This window comes from Nonomuraea zeae (assembly GCF_005889725.1).
Lineage (GTDB): Bacteria > Actinomycetota > Actinomycetes > Streptosporangiales > Streptosporangiaceae > Nonomuraea > Nonomuraea zeae.
On record NZ_VCKX01000026.1, the window covers coordinates 1 to 21,910 of the forward strand.

General features: G+C 72.4%; 19 protein-coding genes and 1 pseudogene. 13 read left to right on the forward strand and 7 right to left on the reverse strand.

Going from position 1 to position 21,910, the window contains the following annotated elements:
* Nucleotides 1–446, reverse strand: a pseudogene (locus ETD85_RS64585) (proline-rich domain-containing protein); the annotation flags it as partial.
* 160 nt (nt 447–606) lie between these two features.
* Here ETD85_RS64585 and ETD85_RS11295 point away from each other — a divergent pair.
* Nucleotides 607–1,755 carry a DUF418 domain-containing protein gene (locus tag ETD85_RS11295; protein WP_138689605.1) on the forward strand — a complete coding sequence of 383 codons (1,149 nt, stop codon included), beginning with the start codon at nt 607–609 and terminating at the stop codon, nt 1,753–1,755.
* On the opposite strand, the gene ETD85_RS11300 is transcribed toward ETD85_RS11295, so the two are convergent.
* On the reverse strand, nt 1,752–2,693 hold the full coding sequence (locus ETD85_RS11300) for an AraC family transcriptional regulator (RefSeq protein WP_138689606.1): 942 nt from the start codon (nt 2,691–2,693) through the stop codon (nt 1,752–1,754). The genes ETD85_RS11295 and ETD85_RS11300 overlap by 4 nt on opposite strands.
* A 191-nt stretch (nt 2,694–2,884) precedes the next feature.
* Here ETD85_RS11300 and ETD85_RS11305 point away from each other — a divergent pair, with 191 nt between their 5' ends.
* Together ETD85_RS11305 and ETD85_RS11310 are read left to right on the forward strand one after the other, a co-directional pair.
* Nucleotides 2,885–5,044 carry a hypothetical protein gene (locus ETD85_RS11305; RefSeq protein ID WP_206058243.1) on the forward strand — a complete coding sequence of 720 codons (2,160 nt, stop codon included), beginning with the start codon at nt 2,885–2,887 and terminating at the stop codon, nt 5,042–5,044.
* Between the two features lie 15 nt (nt 5,045–5,059).
* The gene (locus ETD85_RS11310; protein WP_138689607.1) at nt 5,060–5,467 is read left to right on the forward strand and encodes a hypothetical protein; all 408 of its coding nucleotides are present in this window, start codon (nt 5,060–5,062) and stop codon (nt 5,465–5,467) included.
* Nucleotides 5,468–5,475: 8 nt separating this feature from the next.
* Here ETD85_RS11310 and glpK read toward each other — a convergent pair whose 3' ends face one another.
* Both glpK and ETD85_RS11320 read right to left on the reverse strand, forming a co-directional pair.
* Entirely contained in the window at nt 5,476–6,993 is a 1,518-nt protein-coding gene (gene glpK / locus ETD85_RS11315) for a glycerol kinase GlpK (protein ID WP_138689608.1), read from the reverse strand.
* Between the two features lie 80 nt (nt 6,994–7,073).
* Entirely contained in the window at nt 7,074–7,883 is an 810-nt protein-coding gene (locus tag ETD85_RS11320; protein WP_240779092.1) for an MIP/aquaporin family protein, read from the reverse strand.
* 97 nt (nt 7,884–7,980) lie between these two features.
* On the opposite strand from ETD85_RS11320, the gene ETD85_RS11325 reads away from it, so the two are divergent.
* Nucleotides 7,981–9,660: a glycerol-3-phosphate dehydrogenase/oxidase gene (locus ETD85_RS11325; protein WP_138689609.1), complete on the forward strand. Its 1,680-nt coding sequence runs from the start codon at nt 7,981–7,983 to the stop codon at nt 9,658–9,660.
* Between the two features lie 29 nt (nt 9,661–9,689).
* Here ETD85_RS11325 and ETD85_RS11330 read toward each other — a convergent pair whose 3' ends face one another.
* The 3 genes from ETD85_RS11330 to ETD85_RS11340 all read right to left on the reverse strand — a co-directional run bounded on the left by ETD85_RS11330 (nt 9,690) and on the right by ETD85_RS11340 (nt 12,357).
* On the reverse strand, nt 9,690–10,301 hold the full coding sequence (locus ETD85_RS11330; RefSeq protein WP_138689610.1) for a TetR/AcrR family transcriptional regulator: 612 nt from the start codon (nt 10,299–10,301) through the stop codon (nt 9,690–9,692).
* Between the two features lie 59 nt (nt 10,302–10,360).
* Entirely contained in the window at nt 10,361–11,623 is a 1,263-nt protein-coding gene (locus ETD85_RS11335; protein ID WP_240779093.1) for a cytochrome P450, read from the reverse strand.
* 92 nt (nt 11,624–11,715) lie between these two features.
* Nucleotides 11,716–12,357, reverse strand: coding sequence for a TetR/AcrR family transcriptional regulator (locus ETD85_RS11340; protein ID WP_138689611.1), 642 nt, complete (start codon nt 12,355–12,357; stop codon nt 11,716–11,718).
* 123 nt (nt 12,358–12,480) lie between these two features.
* Here ETD85_RS11340 and ETD85_RS11345 point away from each other — a divergent pair, with 123 nt between their 5' ends.
* The 9 genes from ETD85_RS11345 (at nt 12,481) to ETD85_RS11385 (ending at nt 21,889) form a co-directional block, all read left to right on the forward strand.
* Complete coding sequence (locus ETD85_RS11345) at nt 12,481–12,942, forward strand: DUF6640 family protein (RefSeq protein ID WP_206058244.1); 462 nt, start codon at nt 12,481–12,483, stop codon at nt 12,940–12,942.
* On the forward strand, nt 12,939–13,568 hold the full coding sequence (locus ETD85_RS11350) for an NAD(P)-dependent oxidoreductase (RefSeq protein ID WP_138689612.1): 630 nt from the start codon (nt 12,939–12,941) through the stop codon (nt 13,566–13,568). The genes ETD85_RS11345 and ETD85_RS11350 overlap by 4 nt, the downstream gene beginning before the upstream one ends.
* A 130-nt stretch (nt 13,569–13,698) precedes the next feature.
* Nucleotides 13,699–14,739, forward strand: coding sequence for an endo-1,4-beta-xylanase (locus ETD85_RS11355; protein WP_138689613.1), 1,041 nt, complete (start codon nt 13,699–13,701; stop codon nt 14,737–14,739).
* A gap of 199 nt (nt 14,740–14,938) precedes the next feature.
* The gene (locus tag ETD85_RS11360) at nt 14,939–16,306 is read left to right on the forward strand and encodes a hypothetical protein (protein WP_138689614.1); all 1,368 of its coding nucleotides are present in this window, start codon (nt 14,939–14,941) and stop codon (nt 16,304–16,306) included.
* A gap of 176 nt (nt 16,307–16,482) precedes the next feature.
* Nucleotides 16,483–16,836: a hypothetical protein gene (locus ETD85_RS11365; RefSeq protein ID WP_138689615.1), complete on the forward strand. Its 354-nt coding sequence runs from the start codon at nt 16,483–16,485 to the stop codon at nt 16,834–16,836.
* A gap of 87 nt (nt 16,837–16,923) precedes the next feature.
* Complete coding sequence (locus ETD85_RS11370) at nt 16,924–18,534, forward strand: ABC transporter substrate-binding protein (RefSeq protein ID WP_138689616.1); 1,611 nt, start codon at nt 16,924–16,926, stop codon at nt 18,532–18,534.
* The gene (locus ETD85_RS11375; RefSeq protein ID WP_138689617.1) at nt 18,531–19,442 is read left to right on the forward strand and encodes an ABC transporter permease; all 912 of its coding nucleotides are present in this window, start codon (nt 18,531–18,533) and stop codon (nt 19,440–19,442) included. Before ETD85_RS11370 ends, ETD85_RS11375 begins: the two co-directional genes overlap by 4 nt.
* Nucleotide 19,443: 1 nt before the next feature.
* A complete protein-coding gene (locus ETD85_RS11380; protein WP_138689618.1) occupies nt 19,444–20,238 on the forward strand; it encodes an ABC transporter permease in 795 nt (264 codons plus the stop codon).
* 19 nt (nt 20,239–20,257) lie between these two features.
* Complete coding sequence (locus tag ETD85_RS11385) at nt 20,258–21,889, forward strand: dipeptide ABC transporter ATP-binding protein (protein WP_138689619.1); 1,632 nt, start codon at nt 20,258–20,260, stop codon at nt 21,887–21,889.
* The last annotated feature ends 21 nt before the right edge of the window (nt 21,890–21,910 follow it).

Consider the following 21,910-nt stretch of genomic DNA (forward strand, 5'->3'; position numbering starts at 1 on the left):
GCGTTGGGCGGCCAGTTGCCCTGGGGGCTGGGCGGTCCGTACGGGCCCGCGCCCTGCCCGGGCGGCATCCCGTAGCCCTGCTGCGGTCCGCCTTGGGGATAGCCCTGCCCAAAGCCCTGCCCAAAGCCCTGCTGAGGGGCTCCCTGGTTGGGGCCCTGCGGCGGGGAGCCGTAGGGCGGTTGCGCGGGGCCCTGGCCGTAGCCGGGCTGCGGCGCGCCCTGTCCCGGAGCCGGGCCGTATCCGGGCGGTGGAGCGCCCTGGCCGGGCTGGGGGTTGTAGCCGGGTGGCGGGGTGCCCTGGCTGGGCTGGGGGCCGTAGCCGGGTGGCGGGGTCTGCGGTCCGTGGCCCCGTGGCGGGCCGTACCCCTGCGGCGCTCCCTGCCCCTGCGCACCCCAAGGGTCCTGGGGTTGAGGCTGAGGCTGTGAAGGCTGCGGAGGGTATGCCATCCCTCCATTGTGGGGTAGTTGATTCCCTTGCGCCCCATCTACCCCATCAAAAGCCACCCAGCCGGCCGCGGGAGGCCGCTCGGCAAGCCACCTTAAGTCGGCCGGGGACGAGACGAAGGTTCGATGCCGGGGCATCCCCGCTGTCCGTAATTTCTGGGCCATGACGGAAATCCGCACGCCGCTCGCCGGTCGCGTCCACGAGGTCGATGTGGTGCGCGGATTCGCGCTCGCAGGCATCCTCGTCGCGAACATCGGCTTCTTCGCCGACCCCGGCTACGCCGTCGAAGGCAGCATGCCGATCCCGGACGGGCCGGTGGCGCTGGCCATCACCGCCTTCGTCCTGACCAAGTTCTACGTCATCTTCTCCTTCCTGTTCGGCTACTCGTTCACGCTGCAGATGCGCGCGGCGGAGCGGGCCGGGGCGAGCGTGCGGGCCAGGACGCTGCGCAGGTGCCTCGGCCTGTTCGTGATCGGGGTGCTGCACGGCGTGCTGCTGTGGGTCGGCGACATCCTCACCCTGTACGCCGTGCTCGGCCTCGTCCTGCTGGCCCTGCGCGGCATCAGGCCGAGGACCGCCGTCGTCACCGGCTCGGTGATCGTCGGCGGGCTCACCCTGCTGCTCGCGGCGCTCGCGTGGCTGAGCACGCTCGATCCGGCGGCGGGACAGGCGCCCGCGGCGGATCCCGGCGCGGCGGCCAGGACGCTGGCGCTGGCCACCGGCGGGCCGCTCGACTTCCTGAGCCTCCAGGTCGAGCTCTATCCGCCGCTCGTGGCGATGATCTGGCTGTTCCAGGGGCCGATGGCGCTGGCCATGTTCCTGTTCGGGCTGGCGGCGGGCAAGTCGAGGCTGCTGGAGGAGACCGAGCGGTGGTGGCACCTGCTGCCGCGAATCCAGGCGCTGGGCTTCGGCCTCGGCGTTCTCGGCGGGATCCTGCTCGCCCTGACCGCCGGCGAGGAGGGACCGCTGGAGCTGGTGGGCATGGCGGTGAGCAACGTGACCTCGCTGCTGCTGGCCGCGGCCTACGTGGCCACGCTGCTGCGGGTGATCAGGCGCTTCCCGGCCGCCGGCCGGGCGCTGGCGCCCGCGGGCCGGGTGGCGGCCTCCAACTACCTGGGGCAGTCGGTGCTCGCCTGCCTGGTCTTCACCGGGTACGGGCTGGCGCTGGCGGGCCGGCTGTCGCCGATCGCGGTGATGGGCGTGGCTCTGGTGATCTACGCGGTCCTGCTGTGGCTCAGCGCGCGCTGGCTGCGTACGCACCGCTACGGCCCCGTCGAGTACGGCCTGCGCCGCCTGACGAACGGGAGCTAGGCCGAGCGGGCGGCCGACTCGCCGCAGACGTGGCGGCGGTAGCGGCCGGGGGCCAGCCCGTACTCGCGCTTGAACGCGTTGCCGAACGCGAACTCCGACCCGTAGCCGACCCGCGTGGCCACCTCCGCCACCGAGGCGTCGGACTCGCGCAGCAGGCGGGCCGCCAGGGCCAGGCGCCACCAGGTGAGGTAGGCCAGCGGCGGCCGGCCGACGAGCCCGGTGAAGCGGCGGGCGAAGCCGGCCCGCGAGAGCCCGGCGTGGCTGCCGAGCGACTCGACCGTCCAGCGGTCCGCGGGGGCGCGGTGGATGGCGTCGAGCGCGCGGCTGATGGCCGGGTCGGCCAGCGCGGCGGCCCAGCCGGAGCGCTCGCACACCTCGCCCGCCAGGTCGAACCAGGCGCGCAGGATGTAGAGCTGCAGCATGTCGAGCAGGGACGTGACCACGGTGTCCGCGCCGAGCCGCGGGTTGTCTATCTCGCCGGCCAGCAGCTCGACGGCGGCCCTGAGCTCCGGATGGCGGCCGAGCGTCGTGGGCAGGTGGATCACGTCGGGCAGCCCGGCCAGGATCGGGTGGGTCCTGCCGGGATCGAGCTGGTAGCCGCAGCTGAGGGTGACCGTCTCGGCCCCCGCGCCGCCGAACCCGGCCGAGGCGAACAGCCCGGCGTCCTCGCCGCAGGAGGGCGCGGTCAGCGCGCGGCCGGGATCGTCGGCCAGGCCGTAACCGTCGCCGTGCGGCAGGAACACCACGTCGCCCACGCTCAGCGGGACGGGCTCGCCGGTCGGCGGGATGAGCCAGCACGAGCCGCGCAGCACCACCTGGAAGCCCGCGGACCCGGGCGCCGACGGGAACTCCTGGCCCCAGGGAGCCCGCCAGGAGATGCGGGCGGAGGTCGGCCGGCCGGTCCGCATGAGCGCGACGACGTCGCTGAGGACATCCATGAGCGGACTCTACAGCGGGAGACTCCTGCGTATGAATAGCGGAAATCACCACATCGGGCGGCTCAGTCCCGGGGGCTGGCTCGTGCTCCCTCGCCGAGGGTGTGAGTTGTGGGTATTTCTGCCTGTACCGGCGCTCTCTACCGAGGCACGATCCTGAGCAAGGGGACCGCCTCGGCAGGAGGGAGCCGGCCGTGCCGGTGGTCTGGGGAGCCGTACGCGGACGAGTCGTCTTCGACAGTTCGCATCACCACTTGTTCGTGGAGCAGCAGTCGTCCGGGTTCTCCTGGACCGGCAGCCGCTCCCTTCTGCTGACCGACCAGCCGGCCGTGTACGTGCACGACACCGGCGGGCTCGGCAGCCCGGCCATCATCGCGCTGGATCCGGCGGCGGACCCCGACGCCACCATCGGGCTGGCCGACAGGAGCACCAGGCTCGTCGCCGACCTCCGGCTGCCGCAGGGCCGGTCGATCCGGCTCACCTCGGGGGAGCTGCCAGAGCCCGCGCTCGCCGCGCTGACCGGGCTGCGCGGCCGGTTGATGCCGGACGCCGCGACGACCGACTTCATCAGCCCCTGCGCGGTCTCCGTCACCCCCTGGTACGAGTCGGAGCCCGACCGCTCCGCGCAGGACGGGGAAGAGTCGGACGACTCCGCCCCCGCCGAGCTGATGGCGTACGTCGTCGTCGCCGGAGGGCGGCTCCAGCTGCGCAGCCGCGGGAAGATCCCCCTGGAATGGCCCGTGAACCGGGTCACCGTGACCCCCGCCGGGCAGAGCGCCGTCGAGCTGCGGGGCGGCGCCCTGCTCGGCGGGCACTTCCTGACCGGCGCCACCCTGCACCTCGTCACCCCCTTGGTACGCCGGGCCTTCCTCGCCGTCATCGGGTCGGCGGGGCCGGGCCCGAGCACGGTCGGCACCTCCGCGCCCGTGTCGGTACGCGGCCTGGGCGGCGCCGGAGCGCGCAAGGCGGACTGCGTGCTGAGCGACGACGCCCTGGAGTTCCAGTCGCCGGACACCCAGCGCGTGCTCGCGCACTTCGACCTGGACGACACGCACCTGCGGATCGCCGGGACGGCCGAGCGATTCGTCGTGTTCAACCCGGCGCACGGGCCGGTGACGGTGGAGTGCGCCTCCGAGGTGTTCGGACGCCGGCTGTACGGCAACGCCCGGCTGCGCGGCGCCGCCGAGCGCACGCTCACCTCGGGTGTCCTGCCCGCCGAGCTGGCCGACGGCCGGCCGGTCGCGTGCGCGTTCGCGCCGGACGGCATGCGGGTCAAGGGCTCGGGCGTCAACCTGCGGATCGCGTACGAGTCGATCAGGACGGTCGAGGCCGAGCCCGGGCCGCCGCGGGCGGAGATGCGGCTGACGACCGAGCGCACCGACCTCAGGATCGTCGCCCAGGCGGAGCTCGTCCAGGCGCTGCACACCGAGGTCAGGGCGTGGGGCAACGCGTGCGCGGGCGCGGGGCAGATCCCGGACATGCTGCGTGCGGCGGTCGGGCTGGAGGAGGACTACCTGCTCTACACGGTGTTCGGCCCGTTCTACGAGCTGCATGCCGCCCTGCTCGGCGACGTCGGGGCCGACGGCCTGGGCGCGCCGATCCCGCCGCCCGGCTCGCCGGAGGAGCGCTCGCGCGTGGCGGCCGTCCTGCAGGTCGGCATCGGCGAGCTGCAGGCACACCTCGACCAGGTGGGCCACGTCCTGCCGGCCTTCCTGCGGCATCGGGACGCGTGCCTGCTGGCGGCGGTCACGGGTGGCGCGGAGCCGGACTGGCTGAAGGCGGGCGAGGCCCGGTTGCGGGCCGCGTTCGCGCCGGTGCAGCGGGCCGCGGCGGAGACCGCGCAGCTGGCCGGGCAGCTGTCGCGGGTGATGGACCTCGATCCGGCCGCGCTGCCGAAGGTCAGCTACGCCGGGGCGGCGCTGTCGTTCGGGGCGGCGGCGCTGCTGAACCCGGTGTTCGCGGTGTCGGGGATCTCGCAGGCGTACTCGTCGCACGCGCAGGGGGAGCAGCGCAAGGCGCAGGTGACCGCGCAGTCCGAGCGCGGCTGGGCGATGGTGCTGGACCGCTGGAACGCGCTGGTCGGCACCGCGCTGCCGGTCCTCGGGTACGTGCTGACCGAGAACGCGTTCGGCCTGCGCTGGGAGAGCGCCCGCCGGATCGGCCAGGAGCTCCGCGCGGCCCCGGAGGCGGCCCGGGTGCCGGTGCTGCGCGCGGTGGCCCGCCGGCTGGCCACGCTCGACGTCATGCGGCGCTATCCGGGCGGCTCAGGGGTCCGGCTGCGGCGCGGCGAGATCGCCGACCACCTTCGGGCCGCACGCGAGGCCGTACGCACTCCGCGCTTCCTCGACTTCTGAAAGGGCGTAACCATCATGTCGATCTTCAGCAGCCAGTTCGACCGGGCCCGCGAGGTGTCGCGTGCCTATGCGGGGGAGGCGTCGGAGCGCCGCTTCTGGATCCCGGCCGCCGTCGCCGTGGCGGGCGCGGCCGCGGGCGTCGCGGCACTCGCGGCGGCGAGCGAGGCCGGCGCCGCGACCGAGCCCGGGGAGGGGACGGCCGACTGGGGCGCGGGCTGGGACGAGGGCTGGGGCGCCGGCCCGGTCGCCGACGACTCGCAGGCGGCTTCCGGCGGTGGTGACGACGGCTCCCAGGCGGCTCCCGGGAGCGGTGACGACGGCGGCGCGTGGTCGTACCACAGCGACTACACCGGCGCGTCGATCGGCGGGGACGGCGACTTCTTCTACTTCACCGACGGCGACACCAGCTACACCATCGGCTGAGCCCCCGATCAGCCGATCTCGCCCCAGCCGAACGTCTTCGTCACGGCCTTCTTCCAGCCCGCGTAGCCCTCGTCGCGCTGCTCCTGGGTCCACGTGGGCTCCCAGCGGCGGTCCTCCGCCCAGTGGGTCCGCAGCTCCTCGGTGTCCCGCCAGAAGCCGACCGCGAGCCCGGCCGCGTAGGCCGCGCCGAGCGCGGTGGTCTCGGCGACGACCGGGCGGCTGACGGGCACGCCGAGGATGTCGGACTGGAGCTGCATGCACAGGTTGTTCGCGGTGACCCCGCCGTCCACCTTCAGCACGTCCAGGACCACCCCGGAGTCCTCCTGCATCGCCTCGACGACGTCCCTGCTCTGGTAGCAGATCGCCTCCAGGGTGGCGCGGGCGAGGTGGGCGTCGGTGTTGAAGCGCGACAGGCCGACGATCGCGCCCCGGGCGTCCGCGCGCCAGTAGGGGGCGAACAGGCCGGAGAACGCCGGCACGAAGTACATCCCCCCGGAGTCCTCCACCTGCCGGGCCAGCGCCTCGCTCTGCGGGGCGGAGCTGATGACGTGCAGCTGGTCGCGCAGCCACTGCACGGCCGAGCCGGTCACGGCGATCGAGCCTTCGAGCGCGAAGACGGGGGGCTGGTCGCCGAACTTGTAGGCGACGGTGGTGAGCAGCCCGCTCTCGGAGCGTACGAGGTTGGTGCCGGTGTTGAGCAGCATGAAGTTGCCGGTGCCGTAGGTGTTCTTGGCCTCGCCGGGCGAGAAGCAGACCTGCCCGACGGTGGCGGCCTGCTGGTCGCCCAGGATGCCGGTGATCGGCACCTGGCCCCCGACCGGTCCGTACGGGATCGTCGTGCCGTAGGCGGCCGGCTCCGACGACGGCCGGATCTCCGGCAGCATCCGGCGCGGGATGCCGAAGAAGGACAGCAGCTCGTCGTCCCAGTCGAGGGTCTCCAGGTTCATCAGCATCGTGCGGCTGGCGTTGGTGACGTCGGTGATGTGCACGCCGCCGTTGGTGCCGCCGGTGAGGTTCCACACGGTCCAGGTGTCGGTGTTGCCGAAGACGGCCTCTCCCCGGTCCGCCGCCTCGCGGACGCCGTCCACGTTCTCCAGGATCCACTGGATCTTGCCACCCGAGAAGTACGCGTCCGGCCGCAGGCCCGTCTTCCTGCGGATGACGTCACCCCGGCCGTCCCGCTCCAGCGCGGCGGCGATCCGGTCGGTCCTGGTGTCCTGCCAGACGATCGCGTTGTAGTACGGGCGGCCGGTGCGCGGGTTCCACACGACCGTGGTCTCGCGCTGGTTGGTGACGCCCAGCGCGGCCAGGTCGGTGTCGTGCAGCCCGGCCCGCTGGATCGTGGTCTGGACGACGGCGGCGGTCCTGGTCCAGATCTCGATCGGGTTGTGCTCCACCCAGCCCGCCCTGGGCAGGATCTGCTGGTGTTCGAGCTGGAACTTGCCGACCTCGGCGCCCGCGTGATCGAAGATCATGAAGCGGGTGCTGGTGGTGCCCTGGTCGATGGCGCCCACGAAATCGGGCATGTCGTTCTCCTTCGCGGGTTTCCGGCAGTTTCAAGCGGGTTCGAGCTGGTTCGGGCGGGTTCGGGCGATCTGAAGAGACCTCAGGCGTCCGACGGCTTCACGGAGTCGCGGTCCTCGCCCGGCGGCAGGAACCGGGCGATGCACGCCTGGTACAGGGCGGCCCCGATGACCCCGCCGATCACGGGGCCGACGATGGGCACCCAGAAGTACAGGTCGCCGTACTGATCTCGCCACGCGGTGGAGTACCCGGTCAGGAAGGACGCCAGGCGCGGGCCGAAGTCGCGGGCGGGGTTGATCGCGTAGCCGGCGTCCGCGCCGAAGGCCATGCCGATCGCGACGATCAGCAGGCCGATGACGACCGGGCCGAGATTCGCGCTCGGCGCCATGTTCCTGGTGTCGGACAGGGCGAAGATGACGAACAGCAGGATGGCGGTGCCGATGATCTGGTCGCGCAGCCCGCCCCAGAGGCCCACCGGCAGGGTGCCGTTGCCCGGCAGGGTCGAGAAGACGATCTGGGTCTTGAACGTGTGGCCGGGGTCGGCCATGGACAGGATCTCGGTGTAGTTCCAGCGGACCAGGAGCGCGGCGACGAAGGCGCCCGCGGTCTGCGCCAGGGCGAACGGCACGACCTTGTTCCACGCGAAGCCGCGGAAGGCGGCGAACGCGAGCGTGACCGCCGGGTTGAGGTGCGCGCCCGTGGTCCGGCCCGCGACGTAGATGCCGAGCGCGACGCCGATTCCCCACGCCCAGGCGATGCTGTCGTGGTTGCCCAGCTCGGCGGCCACCACCTGCGCGACCACCCCCGCGCCGAAGAGGATGAGCACCATGGTGCCGGCGAACTCCGCGATCAGCTCGCCGGCCAGACCCATCCTGTAGAGACGTACGGCCACTTCAACCCCCGCTTTCTATCCCCTTGTGTGCCATTCCCGATTAGCGGGAATGCATACGGACTGTGCTGGATCTGTTGCGGAAAGTGAGTGATGTGCCATGGGCCTGACCGGCGTGCTCGATGCCAGGAACCGGCAGGACACCATCGACCGGCTCGCGGGGGAGCCCTTCGACGTGCTCGTCATCGGCGGGGGCGTGACCGGCGCGGGCGCCGCGCTGGACGCCGCCTCACGGGGGCTGCGCGTCGCGCTCGTGGAGAGCCGTGACCTGGCGTCGGGCACGTCGAGCCGGTCCAGCAAGCTGATCCACGGCGGGCTGCGCTATCTGGAGCACCTCGACTTCAAGCTCGTCCGCGAGGCGCTCAAGGAGCGTGACCTGCTGGTCTCCCGCCTGGCGCCGCACCTGGTCAAGCCCGTCACGTTCCTCTATCCGCTGCGCCGCAAGGTGGTCGAGCAGCCGTACGTGGCGGCGGGGCTGACGTTGTACGACGCGCTGGAGGGCATGCGCCGCCCGATGCCCAGGCACCGATCCCTGTCGGTCAAGGAGGCTCGGCGCCTGGCTCCGGGGCTGCGGGCCGACGTGCTGACCGGCGCCATGATCTACTACGACGCGCAGGTCGACGACGCCCGCTTCACGCTCATGCTGGCCCGCACGGCCGCCGCGCACGGCGCGGTGATCGCGACCAGGACGAGCGCCACGCGGCTGCTGCGCGACGAGCACGGCGAGCGGATCGTCGGGGCCGTCGTGCGCGACGAGGAGACGGGCCGCGAGATCGAGGTCGGCGCCGACTCCGTCGTGGTCTGCGCGGGCGTGTGGACCGACCTGGTCAACGAGCTGCCCGGCGGGGCCGAGCCGGGTTTCAAGGTGCGGATGTCCAAGGGCGTCCACGTGCTGGTGCCGGGCGAGGCCATCAAGTCGCGGACCGGCATGATCATCCGCGCCGAGAAGAGCGTGCTGTTCATCATCCCGTGGACCAGGCGCCGGTGGATCCTCGGCACCACGGACACGGACTACGACGGTGAGCGCGCCGAGCCCCTGGCCACGGGCGAGGACATCGACTACATCCTGGAGCACGCCAACTCCGTGCTGGCCAGGCCGCTGACCCGGGACGACGTCGTGGGCCTCTACGTGGGGCTGCGCCCGCTGGTGGCCGCCGACCAGCGCTCGTCCACCACCAAGCTGTCCAGGGAACACGTCGTGGACGTGCCGGTGCCCGGGCTGGCCACCATCGCGGGCGGGAAGTACACCACGTACCGGATCATGGCCAAGGACGTGATCGACGCGGTGCTCGAAGGCTACGACGTGCCCGAGTCGGTCACCGACCGGCTGCCGCTGCTCGGCGCCGACGGGCTGCCCGCGCTCCAGCTCTCCGTCCGGCGCATCGCCGAGGACCACGACCTGGACACCGACACCGTGACCCACCTGATCAGGCGCTACGGCAGCCTCGCCATGGAGGTGCTGGAGCTGGTCAGGGAGGACCCCGCGCTCGGCGAGCCGCTCATGGAGGAGGGCCCGTGGCTCAGGGCCGAGGTCTGCTACGCCGTCACCCACGAGGGCGCGCTGCACGCCGAGGACATCGTGGCCCGCAGGACCCGGATGCTCATCGAGTCGAACGTGCTCGCCGAGGAGTCCGCGCCGCTGATCGCCCGGCTGATGGCGGACCTGCTCGGCTGGGACGACGCCCGGGTGGAGGAGGAGGTCGCGCGCTGCCGGAGCCTGGTGGAGGCGGAGCGCGCCGCGCTCGACGAGGCGAAGGCCCCGCGCCTGGCCAGCGCCTGAGCGGGCCGTTCGGCTGCTGGTCGCGGCCGCTACGGGGTGTCCGCGGCGCCGCCGCCCGGTGGCGCCGCGAGCCAGTGGCGGGTGAGGTCGTGGACGGCCGCCAGCCAGCGCTCCGGCTGGTCGCCGGCGGCGATGGCGTCCCCGGCGCCGTGCAGGACCGTGAACAGGAACGTGGCCGCGATCCGCGGATCGACGGGGCGGAACGCGCCCTCCGCCATGCCGCGGCGCAGCGCCCTGGCGATGGCGGCGATGACGTCGAGCCCTTCGTCCACGGGCGCGGCCGCGGAGCCGAAGTGGAAGACGGCGTCGTGGAGCCCGCCGGGCTGGGAGATGACGCCGACGGCCGCCGCGCACTCGGCGTCGAGGGTGGCCCACCAGTCGATCGGCTCGGTGGACTCGGCGAGCTGGTGGAACCGGTCCACGTAGTCGCGCAGCACGCGGTCGCGCACCGCGGCCAGCATCTCCTCCCAGGAGGAGAAGTAGACGTAGAAGGTGCCCTTGGCGGCGTCGGCCTCGGCGGTGACGGCCTGGACCCAGTTGCTAACGTCCTGCCGGGACTCCAGGAGCCGGATGGCGGCGTCGATGAGCTCACTGCGCCTGGCCTCGGGAGAGAGGCGGCGGCGGCTCCTGGAGGTGACCACGGCACCAGGTTAGTGGACCCCGCGGGCCCCGTCCGCGGCCTCCCGCCCGATGGGGATCCTCACCTCGTCACCCCCGCGTGGGCGACGAGGAGCTCGCGGACGCCGCGGAGATTGATGTGCTCCCGGTACGGCGGCGGGTCGGCGACGAGCGCGGGCTCCCGGACGCGCCGGGCGAACGCGGCCAAGGCGAGCCGGGCTTCGAGCCTGGCCAGCGGCGCCCCGAGGCAGAAGTGCGAGCCGAAGCCGAAGCCCAGGTGCCGCACCTGCTCGCGGCCCGGGTCGAACCGGTCGGGATCCGGGTTCGCCTCCGGGTCCCGGTGGGCCGCGGCCAGCAGGAGGATGACCAGGCTGCCCGCGGGCAGCTTCGCCGGCCCGACGGGCACGTCCTCGCGGGCGACCCGGGCGGTGAGCTGGACCGGCGGATCGTAGCGCAGGACCTCCTCGACGACCGCGGGCGCCAGGCCGGGGTCGGCGCGCAGGGCGGCGAGGTGGCCGGGGTGCCGCAGCAGGGCGAGCACGCCGTTGGCGATCAGGTTGACGGTCGTCTCGTGCCCGGCCACCAGCAGCAGCACGATCGTGGAGACCAGCTCGTCGTGGCTGAGCACGTCGCCGCCGTCCTCCGCGGCGAGCAGCTCGGAGATCAGGTCGTCCCGGAGCGGGCTCTTGCGCCGGTCGGAGACGAGCTCGTTGACGTACCGGTGCATCTCGACCGAGCCGTGCACCCACTCCGGGGTCTGACCGGAGGCGTCGCCGGGGTCGGAGAAGCCGTCGAGCAGCCGGGTGAGCTGGGTGGACCACCCGTGGAAGAGCCGCTCGTCCGCCGCCGGCACGCCGAGCATGCGGCAGATGACCATCATGGGCAGCGGGTAGGCCAGGCCGGACAGCACGTCGAACGTCTCGCCCCCGGCCGCCTGGTCGAGGAGCTCGCCGACCAGCCGCGCGACGGAGGACTCCATCCGGGCGACGGTGCGTGCGGTGAACGCTTTGCTGACCAGGCGCCGCAGCCGGGTGTGGTCCGGCGGGTCCAGGGAGAGGAACCAGGGCTGCCGGACCGAGGCCGGCGCGTCCGGAGGGTAGGGGTCGGCCGACGGGTCGGGGTTGAAGAACCGCCAGCGCTCGGCGCTGAGCCGCGGGTCGCGCAGCAGCGTCTCGCAGTCGCGGTAGCCCGTCACCACCAGCGAGGACATCTCCTCGACCCACACCGGGCCGCGTGCCCGGAACTCGGCGTAGACCGGGTACGGGTCGATCCTCGACGCGGGGTCGAGCAGCTTGCCGACCAGGTGGATGCCGGACGTCGTCTCGCTGTCCGTTGCCATGGACATCTGCGCTCCTTGGGGGTGCACGTTATTGACCTCAGGTCATTAATATTGACCTGAGGTCATTATGTCAATGGCCCCGTTCGTGGAAGGTGCGGTCAGCGGCCCGGTTCGTCGAGGTGCCTGCAGGCGGCGTCGATGGTGCCGAACAGCTCTTCGGCCAGCGGCTTCAGCAACACGCGGACCTCGCCGACCGGCTCGCCGGCGAGCAGCCGGCGCCGGAACTCCCCGTCCAGCACTCGATCGACGGCCGACGCGAGCGCCGCCACCAGCCTGGGGCGCAGCGGATCGCTCAGCGGCGGCGTGGCCTCGGCCAGCGTGGCGGCCAGCAGTTCCTCTCGCTCGCGGCGCAGCTCCAGCTCCCTGCCGCGCAGCGCGGGGCTGGCGTCGAGGGTCCGCTGGTAGTCCACGCTGTGCATGAGCAGCCCGGCCACGTGGTAATCGTCGAGCAGGCGCAGGTAGCCGCAGGTCAGGGCGTGCGCGATCGATTCGCCGTCCTGCCGAGCCCGGACGGCCGCGCTCGGCGACGTCACGAAGCTGTCGCGCTCCTGGAAGAAGAGATCCTCCTTCGTCGGGAAGTGGTTGAAGACCGTCTGGACCGCCACGTCCGCCTCCCTGGCGACGTCGGCGATGGTGACGGCGTCGAACCCCTGCGCGAGGAAAAGCCGCATCGCCGCGTCGCCGACGGCCTGCCGCGTCTGGAGCTTCTTGCGGTCCCGCCGGCTCGTCGTCTCGCTCATAGGCCCAGCGTACGGGCCTTCGAGGCGGTCGCTACACGAATAGTGTGACTCTAGTCATGTAATAACTCTATTGATGTAGTGACTACACTCATGGAGCGTCCACATAGAGATGAGAGGCAAGACATGGCGACATCGAGGCGACACTGGTCCCTGCCGAGAGTGCTCATCGGCCTGATGGCGGCCGAGACCGCGGTGGGAGCGCTCCTCTTCGACCTGGTCCTCCACGACACCGCTCACGAGCACATGTTCAACCCGGCCTGGCCCCCGCACGCCAAGTTCCACGACGCCCAATACATCGTCACGTCGCTGGCCTTCGGGCTGCTCGCCCTGGCCCTGCTCGCCCGCCGCCGGGGCGACACGCACTCCCGCCTGCTGTGGTCGGCGGGCATCCTGGCCGTGCCCTGGGCGAGCATGTTCCCCGCCCTGCTGTTCCCCGGCACCGCCACGTACGACCCGGAGTTCGAGCAGGAGACCCAGTTCGTCCTCGGCCTGCACGGCCAGCTGTTCATGGCCGTCGTCACCCTCGTGATCCTCGCCGTGGCGGCGGCTCTCGCCGTGTCACGCCGCAGCCAGGTCGCGTCGTGAGGCTGTTCGTCTTCGGCGCGAGCGGCCGGGCCGGCGCGCAGCTGCTCACCCAGGCGCTCGGCTCCGGCCACCGGGTCACCGCCGTGGCCCGCGACCCCTGGTCGATCCCCTCCCGTGACGGCCTGACGGTCCTGCGCGGCAACGTGCTGGAGCCTCAGGGCTGGCGCGGGGCACTGGCCGGGCACGACGCGGTGCTGTCCTGCCTGGGGAGCGCTGACCGGCGCCCCACGACCATCTACTCGCAGGGCATGGCCGGCATCATCGCGGCCATGCCGGAGGGCGGAGTGCGCCGGCTGCTCTGCGTCACCTCGGCCAGCCTCGGCCTGTCCCCGGCCGCGCCGCTGGGCCAGCGTCTGCTGATCGGCCGGGTGGTCCGGCCGCTGTATCGCCACATGTACGCCGACATGACGAAGATGGAGGGCCTCCTCGCCGCCAGCGACCTGGACTGGACCGTCATCCGCCCGCCGGTGCTCACCGACGGCGGGCTCACCGGCGACTACCGGACGGCCGTCAACGAGCACCTGCCGCGCACCCGTTCCCTGTCGCGGGCCGATCTCGCGCACTACATGCTCAACCATCTCGGCGACCGGGCGACCTGGCGGGCCACGGTCGAGATCTCCCGCTGAGAAGGACAGGTGTTGACGGGGGCCTCCATGAGCGCTTACGTTTCCGGCGACCAGTGAAATTATCGACACAATTCCGAAACTTTCGGAGGCGGGTCGTGGTCATCCCCCCAACCGGCAACGGAGGTCACCGGTGAAGCCATTGATCATCGCCCTCGCGCTCGTACTCGCCGCCCCCCTTCCCGCGTACGCGAATCCGCGCGCACCGCGTGACCTGCGAGAACTGGCGCACCAGCACGGCATCAGGATCGGCACCGCCGTCGACATCGCCGCCCTGCGCGGCGAGCCCGACTACCGCAAGGTCCTGAACCGCGAGTTCACCCACGTCACCGCGGAGAACGCGATGAAGTGGGAGTCGGTCGAGCCGGAGCGGGGGGTCTACACCTGGGCCGACGCCGACGCCCTCGTCGAGAACGCCCGCCGCAACCGCCAGCGCGTACGCGGCCACACCCTCGTCTGGCACAACCAGCTGCCGGCCTGGCTGACCACCGGGGTCGCCGACGGCTCGATCGACTCCGGCGAGCTCAGGTCGATCCTGCGCGACCACATCACCACCGAGGTCCGCCGCTACAAGGGCAAGATCAGGGCGTGGGACGTCGTCAACGAGGTGGTGGAGGAGGACGGCACGATGCGCAAGAGCATCTGGCTCGACCACCTCGGCCCCGGCTACATCGCCGACGCCTTCCGCTGGGCCCACCGCGCGGACCCGCAGGCCAAGCTCTTCATCAACGACTACAACCTCGAATGGAACTCACCCAAGATCGAGACCACCCTGGCCCTGGTCAAGGACCTCCAGGCGCGCGGCGTGCCCATCCACGGCGTCGGCTTCCAGGGCCACCTCGGCATCCAGTACGACTACCCGGGTGACTGGGCGAACGTCATGGGCCGTTTCGCCGGCCTCGGCCTGGAGGTCGCGGTCACGGAGCTGGACGTGCGCATGGAGCTGCCGGTCACCGAGGAGAAGCTCGCGACCCAGGCCACGTACTACAGCCGCGCGCTCACCGACTGTCTCAGCGTCGAGGCGTGCAAGGAGCTGACGGTCTGGGGCTTCACCGACCGGCACTCGTGGGTGCCCGGCTGGTTCGACGGGCAGGGCTCGGCCTGCCTGTTCGACGAGAGCCTGGCGCCGAAGCCCGCCTACCGGGCGCTGCTGGCGGTCCGGGACCCCAGGTAGCCGCCGCTCCGGCACCGGCCGGCGCGACCGGCGCCGCGGGGCCGGATGAGGGCTTTCCCCCAGGCGCGTCCCCAGCCCGGCGCGGCACTCGCCCGCCAGGCTGGGGGTTTCCCCAGGTCGCCTCCCGAAGCGGCCCCACCGGACGGCTGTCTAGAGTCCGGTGGGGGCCGGTGAACGAGGCTGCTGAAGGGAGCACGACATGGCACGCGATCTGGCGGGATACCCGTACCTGGAGGCGGAGTTCGCGTCGAACGGGGGGTTGCTGACCGAGCCCGCCGCCACCGACGTGTCGAGCCTGGTGGACAGGCGGCCGCCCACGGACCTGATCATGCTCGTGCACGGCTGGAACAACACGCCCACGGTCGCCCGCGAGCTGTACGGCGAGCTCGCCCGCTCGCTGAGGCAGGTGACGCCGGCGCTCGCCGGTCGCACGGTCGCCCTGTACGGAGTCCTGTGGCCGTCCTCGAAGTGGGACTGGTTCGAGCGGCTGACCGGCACTCTCGACTCGCTGAATGCGCTGCCCGGCACGGAGCTGAGCATCCGGCTCGACGGGCTGCGCGAGGTCTTCGCCGCCCCGGAGCAGCAGGAGCGGCTGTCCGCCGCCCGCGCCCTCCTTCCGGATCTGGAACGTTCCAGGCAGGCCCAGCGGGAGTTCGTCGCCCTGGTCCGCGGCCTCCTGCCGGCCCGCGAGGCCCCGGACACGCCGGACGACGACGTGCCGGACGAGCTCTTCACGCTCTCCGACGACGCTCTCGCCGAGCAGCTCACCCACCGGCTCCCGCCCGCGACGGACCGGGACGCCGACCTCGCCGTGCCCGCGGACAGCCTGCTGCGGAACGTCGTCGGCGGCTTCCTGGAAGGCGCAAGGCGGCTGGTGGACTTCGTGGCCTACTACGAGATGAAGGAGCGGGCCGGCACGGTCGGCAGGGAAGGGCTGGCCCGCTTCCTGCGCACGCAGCTCCCTGGCGGGATCCGCGTACACCTCGTCGGCCACAGCTTCGGCGCGCGGCTGGTGGCCGCGGCGGCGGCCGCGCCGGGCGGGATCGGCGCGCGCGCCTGCTCGATGGCGTTGCTCCAGGGCGCCTTTTCGCACTACGGCTTCGCCAGCAAGTACCTGCCGGGGCACGACGGGCTGTTCCGCTCGGCGGTGACCTCGGGGGTCGTCACCGGGCCGATGCTGATCACGCACACCAGGAACGACAAGCTCGTCAGCATCGCGTACGGCATCGCCTCCCAGCTCGCCGGCCAGACCGGCGCCGACGTCGCCGATGTCACCGGCCAGGCAGGCCAAGCAGGCCAGGCAGGCCAAGCCGGCCAGGCAGGCCAGGACGGCGTCGCCGCCGACGTCTTCGGGCCGGCCAGCCGCTACGGCGGGATCGGCGCCAACGGCGCGCAGCAGACGCCGGAGACCGTCCGGGGCACCCTGCTCGCCGTCGGCCGCCCCTACGACCTGCGCCCCGGCGTCCCGCACAACCTCCTGGCGGACGCCTTCATCCCCAACCACAGCGCGGTGACCGGACGCGAGGTCGCGCACGCGATCCTGGCCGGCGTGGCCGCCACAGCCTGAGAGAGGAGTGAGCACATGCCACGGACGTCACGTCTGCAGGAACGCCTCGGGACGGTCTTCCTCCCGGAGGCGCAGGACGTCGTGCCGGTGCAGGAGACCGCGCCGCTGCCGGGCTCCGCCCCGGGCAGTCCGACGCCGACGCCGGCGCGGTCACCCCCATCCCCGTCTATCCCCGGGTGGACTACCACTCCTACCTGAAGGGGGTGGGCGCCAGGCTCTTCACCCTCGTGCGGCCGGGCACGCCCTGCCCCTTCAGTCTGACGTTCGACCAGTTCTCCTACCTGCACCCCGCGACGGGCTTCAAGGGCGCCGTCAACCCGGCGGCCGACCGGCAGATCCGCTTCGACCTGCGCGCCACCACCACCCAGGACTTCTATCGGGGCAGCGCGTTCGACGGGCTGACCGAGCTGGGCGAGGTGAGCATCCGCTGGATCTCCTCGTCGTACCGGCGGGCGCGGGTGCAGCTCAACACGCTGCAGGGGGCCCTGTCCGCGGACCGCCCCGCGGCGCTCGTCCTCCAGCGGTTCTAGAAATTCGCCGCGTGAAGGCCGTTGACAGCTATTCATGTATTACCTACTTTTTAGGTAGGTAAATGGCTCTGGTCCCAAGGATGGCCCGTGAAGCGAACCAAGGGCATCGCGCCCCTAGTACTCGTCGTCGCCCTGACCGCCTGTGGCTCTCAGCAACCCGTCCAGCAAGCCCAGGTCACCTCCCTGACCTGGGCCATCGAAACGCAGCCGATCACCCTGAACCCGCAGCAGTGGGCCCAGAACAAGGTCAGGCTGCTCGTGTTCAACCAGTTCGACGCGCTGCTCTCGCGCACCGCCGACGGTTCCTTCCAGCCCTGGCTGGCCAAGTCGTGGCAGGTGTCGGAGGACGAGCTGGTCTACACGCTGGAGCTACGCGACGACGTGACCTTCCACGACGGCACCAAGTTCGACGCCGCCGCGGTCAAGGCCAACCTCGACCAGTTCCGCAAGCCGGGCTACAACCCGACGGTCGCCTCCATCCAGCTCAAGTCCTTCGACAAGGCGGAGGTGCTGTCGCCGACCACCCTCAAGATCACGCTCACCGAGCCCGACGGGCTCTTCCTCGACTTCCTGGCCTCCCCGTACGCCGGGCAGATCTCGCCGAAGTCGCTGCAGTCGGCCAAGGACCTCAAGTTCGGCGGCCCGGACCTGGTCGGCACGGGGCCGTTCATCCTGGACGCGTTCGTGCAGGGCCAGGAGATCCGCTACCGCCGCAACCCCGCCTACAAGTGGCCGCCGGCGGGCGCCGGCCACCAGGGCCCGGCCCACCTCTCCCAGCTCACCTACCGGTTCCTGCCGGAGGCCGCCGTCCGCGTCGGCGCGCTCACCTCCGGCCAGGTGCAGGTCATCGAGGGCGTCCCGGCCACCGAGACGGCGCTGATCAAGAGCGACCCCAACCTGACCTACCAGAGCGCGCTCAACTCGGGCACCGCCTTCACCTACTACTTCAACACCTCCCACGCCCCCTTCGACGACCAGCGCGTACGCGAGGCGTTCCGCGCGGCGACGGACCTGGACGCGGTCCTCAAGGCCGTCTACCAGGGCACCGCCACCAGGGCGTGGAGCGTGGTCGGCAAGGCCAGCCCGTTCTACGACGCCACGCTCGAAGGCACGTTCGGCACCGACCCGGCCAAGGCGAACGCCCTGCTCGACGAGGCCGGGTGGAAGGAGCGCGACGCCGAGGGCTTCCGGGTCAAGGACGGCAAGCGGCTGACCGTGCGCACGCTCTCCGCCTCCGCCTTCATCAGGGACCGCCGCGACGTCCTGGCCCAGGCCATCCAGGCGCAGGTCAAGCAGAGCGCGGGGATCGACTTCCAGGTCAAGATCGTCGACCAGGGGACGGCGCAGAAGGCGCTGGACGACAACGAGTACGAGCTCTTCGAGAACTCCCGCGGCGACTCCGACGCGGGCGCCGCGCTCAACCTGCTGCTCCCCGGCAAGGGCGCCATCAACCGCACGCACTACTCCGACCCGCAGATGGAGAAGTGGCTCGCCGCGGCCACGGCCACCTCCGACCAGGCCGAACGGAAGGAGCTCTACACGAAGGTCCAGCGGTTGGCGGTGACGGACAAGGCGATCGTGCTGCCGATCTACGTGCCCGCCGACCAGATCGCCGCGCAGAAGAGCGTGCAGGGGCTTGGCTTCGACCCGGGCTCGGGCACCCCGCGCAACGCGTACGACGTCCGGATCGGCACATGATCGTCGTCAGACGGCTGCTCACGGGACTGGTCGTGCTGTGGGCGGCGGCCAGCACGGCGTACATCGCGCTGCTCCTGGCCCCGGGCGAGACCATCGACATCCTGATCGGCGACGGCGCCGACACCCCGGAGATCCGCGCGCGGATCATCGAGGAATGGGGGCTCGACCGGCCCGAGGTGGTCCAGTACCTGTCCTACCTGTGGCGGCTCCTGCACGGCGACCTCGGCCGCTCCTACCACCTGCAACTCGGCGTCGGCGAGATCCTGGCCACCCAGATCGGGCCCACCGTCCAGCTCACGCTCGCCGCCGCGGCGGTCGGCGTGGCGCTGGCCGGGATCATCGCGGCGGTGACCGCGGGCCGCGGCCGGTGGCTGCGCGGCACGGCCTCGGCCGCCGAGCTGGTGTCGGTCTCGGTGCCGCCGTTCCTGATCGGGCTCGTGCTGCTGTCGGTGTTCTCGTTCGCGCTGGGCTGGTTCCCCGTCTCCGGCGCCGCCGGACCCCAGGCGCTCGTGCTGCCCGCGCTCGCGCTGGGCCTGCCGATCGCGGGCGTGCTCGGCCAGGTGCTGCGCGGCGGCCTCGAACGGGCGCTGGAGCAGCCGTTCGCCGTCACCGCGCGGGCGCGCGGGCTGAGCGAGCGGATGCTGGTGGTCCGGCACGCGCTCAGGCACGCGCTGATCCCGGCCGTCACGCTCGCGGGCTGGTTCACCGGCACGCTGCTCGGCGGGGCGGTGATCACCGAGGTGCTGTTCGGCCGGCCAGGGCTCGGGCAGGTCGCCATGCAGGCGGTCACCGGCCGCGACATGCCGGTGGTGATGGCCGTCGTCCTGCTGTCCGCGATCGTGTACGTGGCCATCAGCACGCTCCTCGACGTGGCCTACCGCGCCATCGACCCGCGGATCGGGGGCTGAGGTGCGCCTGCTCGCCCCCTTCGCCTTCCTGGCCGTGCTCGCCCTGGCCGTCGCCGTGCCCGGCCTGCTCACCGGCGTCGATCCGCTGGCCGCCGACCCGCTCAGCGCGCTCGCCCCGCCGGACGGCGCGCACTGGTTCGGCAGCGACCACCTGGGCCGCGACGTGCTGTCCAGGGTCGTGTACGGCGCCCGCCACTCGCTCAGCATCGGCGTGACCGCGACCGCCCTGGCGGTGGCCGCGGGCGTGCTGCTCGGCCTGGCCGCCGGGCTGTCGCCGAAATGGCTGGACGAGGCCCTGGCCCGCTCCTTCGACGTCCTGTCCACGCTGCCCGAGCTGCTGCTCGCCCTGCTCGTCATCGCGATCACCGGCCCGGGCACCGGGAACGTCATCTTCGCCATCGCCGTCGCCGCGCTCCCGAACTACGCCCGGGTGATCCGCGCCCAGACCTTCGTGGTGCGGCATGCCGGATACGTCGAGCAGGCGGTCACGTTCGGCCGGTCGCGGGTGGCGATCGTCGCCGGTCACGTCCTGCCCAACGTGCTCGGCCCGATCCCGGTGCTGGCCACGATCGGGCTCGGCCAGGCCGTCATCGCCGCCTCCGGGCTCAGCTTCCTCGGCATGGGGCCGCAGCCGCCGGCCGCCGAGTGGGGCGCGATGCTCTCCGAGGCCCGCAACTACCTGCGGGTGGCCTGGTGGCAGGCGCTGTTCCCGGGCGTCGCCGTCACGCTGACCGTCGTCTGCCTGACGGTCGTCGGCCGCCGCCTGCAGCGCCGCTTCGAAGGAAGGACCTCATGACCGGCGGAAAGGGCACCCCATGACCACGTACGCGGCCCCGCCCTCTGTCACGACGCTCGTGAGCGTGGAGGACCTGCGGGTGAGCTTCGGCGCGAACGAGGTCGTGCGCGGCCTGTCGCTGTCGGTCGCGCCGGGGGAGTGCGTGGCGATCGTCGGCGAGTCCGGATCGGGCAAGAGCGTCACGGCCAGGTCGCTGCTCGGCCTCGCCGGGCCGGGCTCCAAGGTGCGCGCCGAGCGGTTCAGCGTGGGCGGCCGGGACGTGCGCGGGTTCGGGCCTGGGGACTGGCGCAAGCTGCGCGGCCGGTTCGCCGGGCTCGTGCTGCAGGACGCGCTGGTCTCGCTCGACCCGCTCAGGACCGTGGGCGCCGAGATCGCGGAGGTGCTGGCGGTGCACGACGTCGTGCCGCGGGCCCGTCGCGCGGACCGGGTGCTGGAGCTGCTGGACGCCGTCGGCGTCCCGGAGCCGGACGTACGCGCGCGGCAGCACCCCCACCAGCTCTCCGGCGGCCTGCGGCAGCGCGTGCTGATCGCCTCGGCCATCGCGGCGGAGCCGGAGCTGATCATCGCCGACGAGCCCACCACGGCGCTCGACGTGACCGTGCAGGCCCAGATCCTGCGGCTGCTCGCCGAGCGCAAGGCGGCGGGCACCGCGTTGCTGCTGATCAGCCACGACCTGGCGGTGGTCGCCTCGATCGCCGATCGCATCATCGTCATGCGGGACGGCCGCGCGGTCGAGGAGGGCCCGGCCGGGCAGGTCCTGGCCGCGCCCGCCCACGAGTACACCCGCTCGCTGCTGGCCGCCGTGCCCTCGGCGGCCTCGCGCGGCACCCGCCTGTCGGGCGGGCCGCCCCTGGCGCGCCGCGCGCCGAACCCCTCGGCGCAGGTGCTCGCCGCCAGCGGCCTGACCAGGTCGTACGGCCCGCGCCGCGTGGTCGACGACGTCTCCTTCACCCTGCACGAGGGCGAGACCCTGGGCATCGTCGGCGAGTCCGGCTCGGGCAAGACCACGCTCGCCCGGCTGGTCCTCGGCCTGCTCGAACCCGGCGACGGCCGGGTGAGCCTGCACCAGCGGCAGTGGAGCGGCGTGCCGGAACGCCGGCGCCGCCCCCTGCGCCGCAGGATCCAGCTCATCTCCCAGAACCCGCTCGACTCCTTCGACCCCCGCCACACCGTCGGCCGCCTGGTCGCCGAGCCGCTCGAACTGCCCCGCGGCGCCCGCAAGGAGCGCAGGGAGCGCGTGCTCGACCTGCTGACCCGCGTCGGGCTGCCCTCCGGCGTGGCCGCCCGCCACCCGCGCGAGCTGTCCGGCGGCCAGCGCCAGCGCGTCGCCATCGCCCGGGCCCTCGGCCCCCGTCCCGACGTGCTCGTCTGCGACGAGCCCGTGTCCGCGCTCGACGTCTCGATCCAGGCCCAGGTGCTCGACCTGCTCGTGGAGCTCCAAGCCGAGTACGGGACCGCCCTGCTGTTCATCAGCCACGATCTCGGCGTCGTGCACCACCTGAGCGACCGCGTCCTGGTCATGAAGGACGGCGCCGTGGTGGAGGAGGGCGACGTGGAGCAGGTCTTCACCGAGCCGGTCCACCCCTACACCCGCGCGCTGGTCGAGGCCGTCCCCCGCCTGCCCGATCCGGACCACAAGGCCGTCCGCTGACCCGACCGCACCTACCCCACC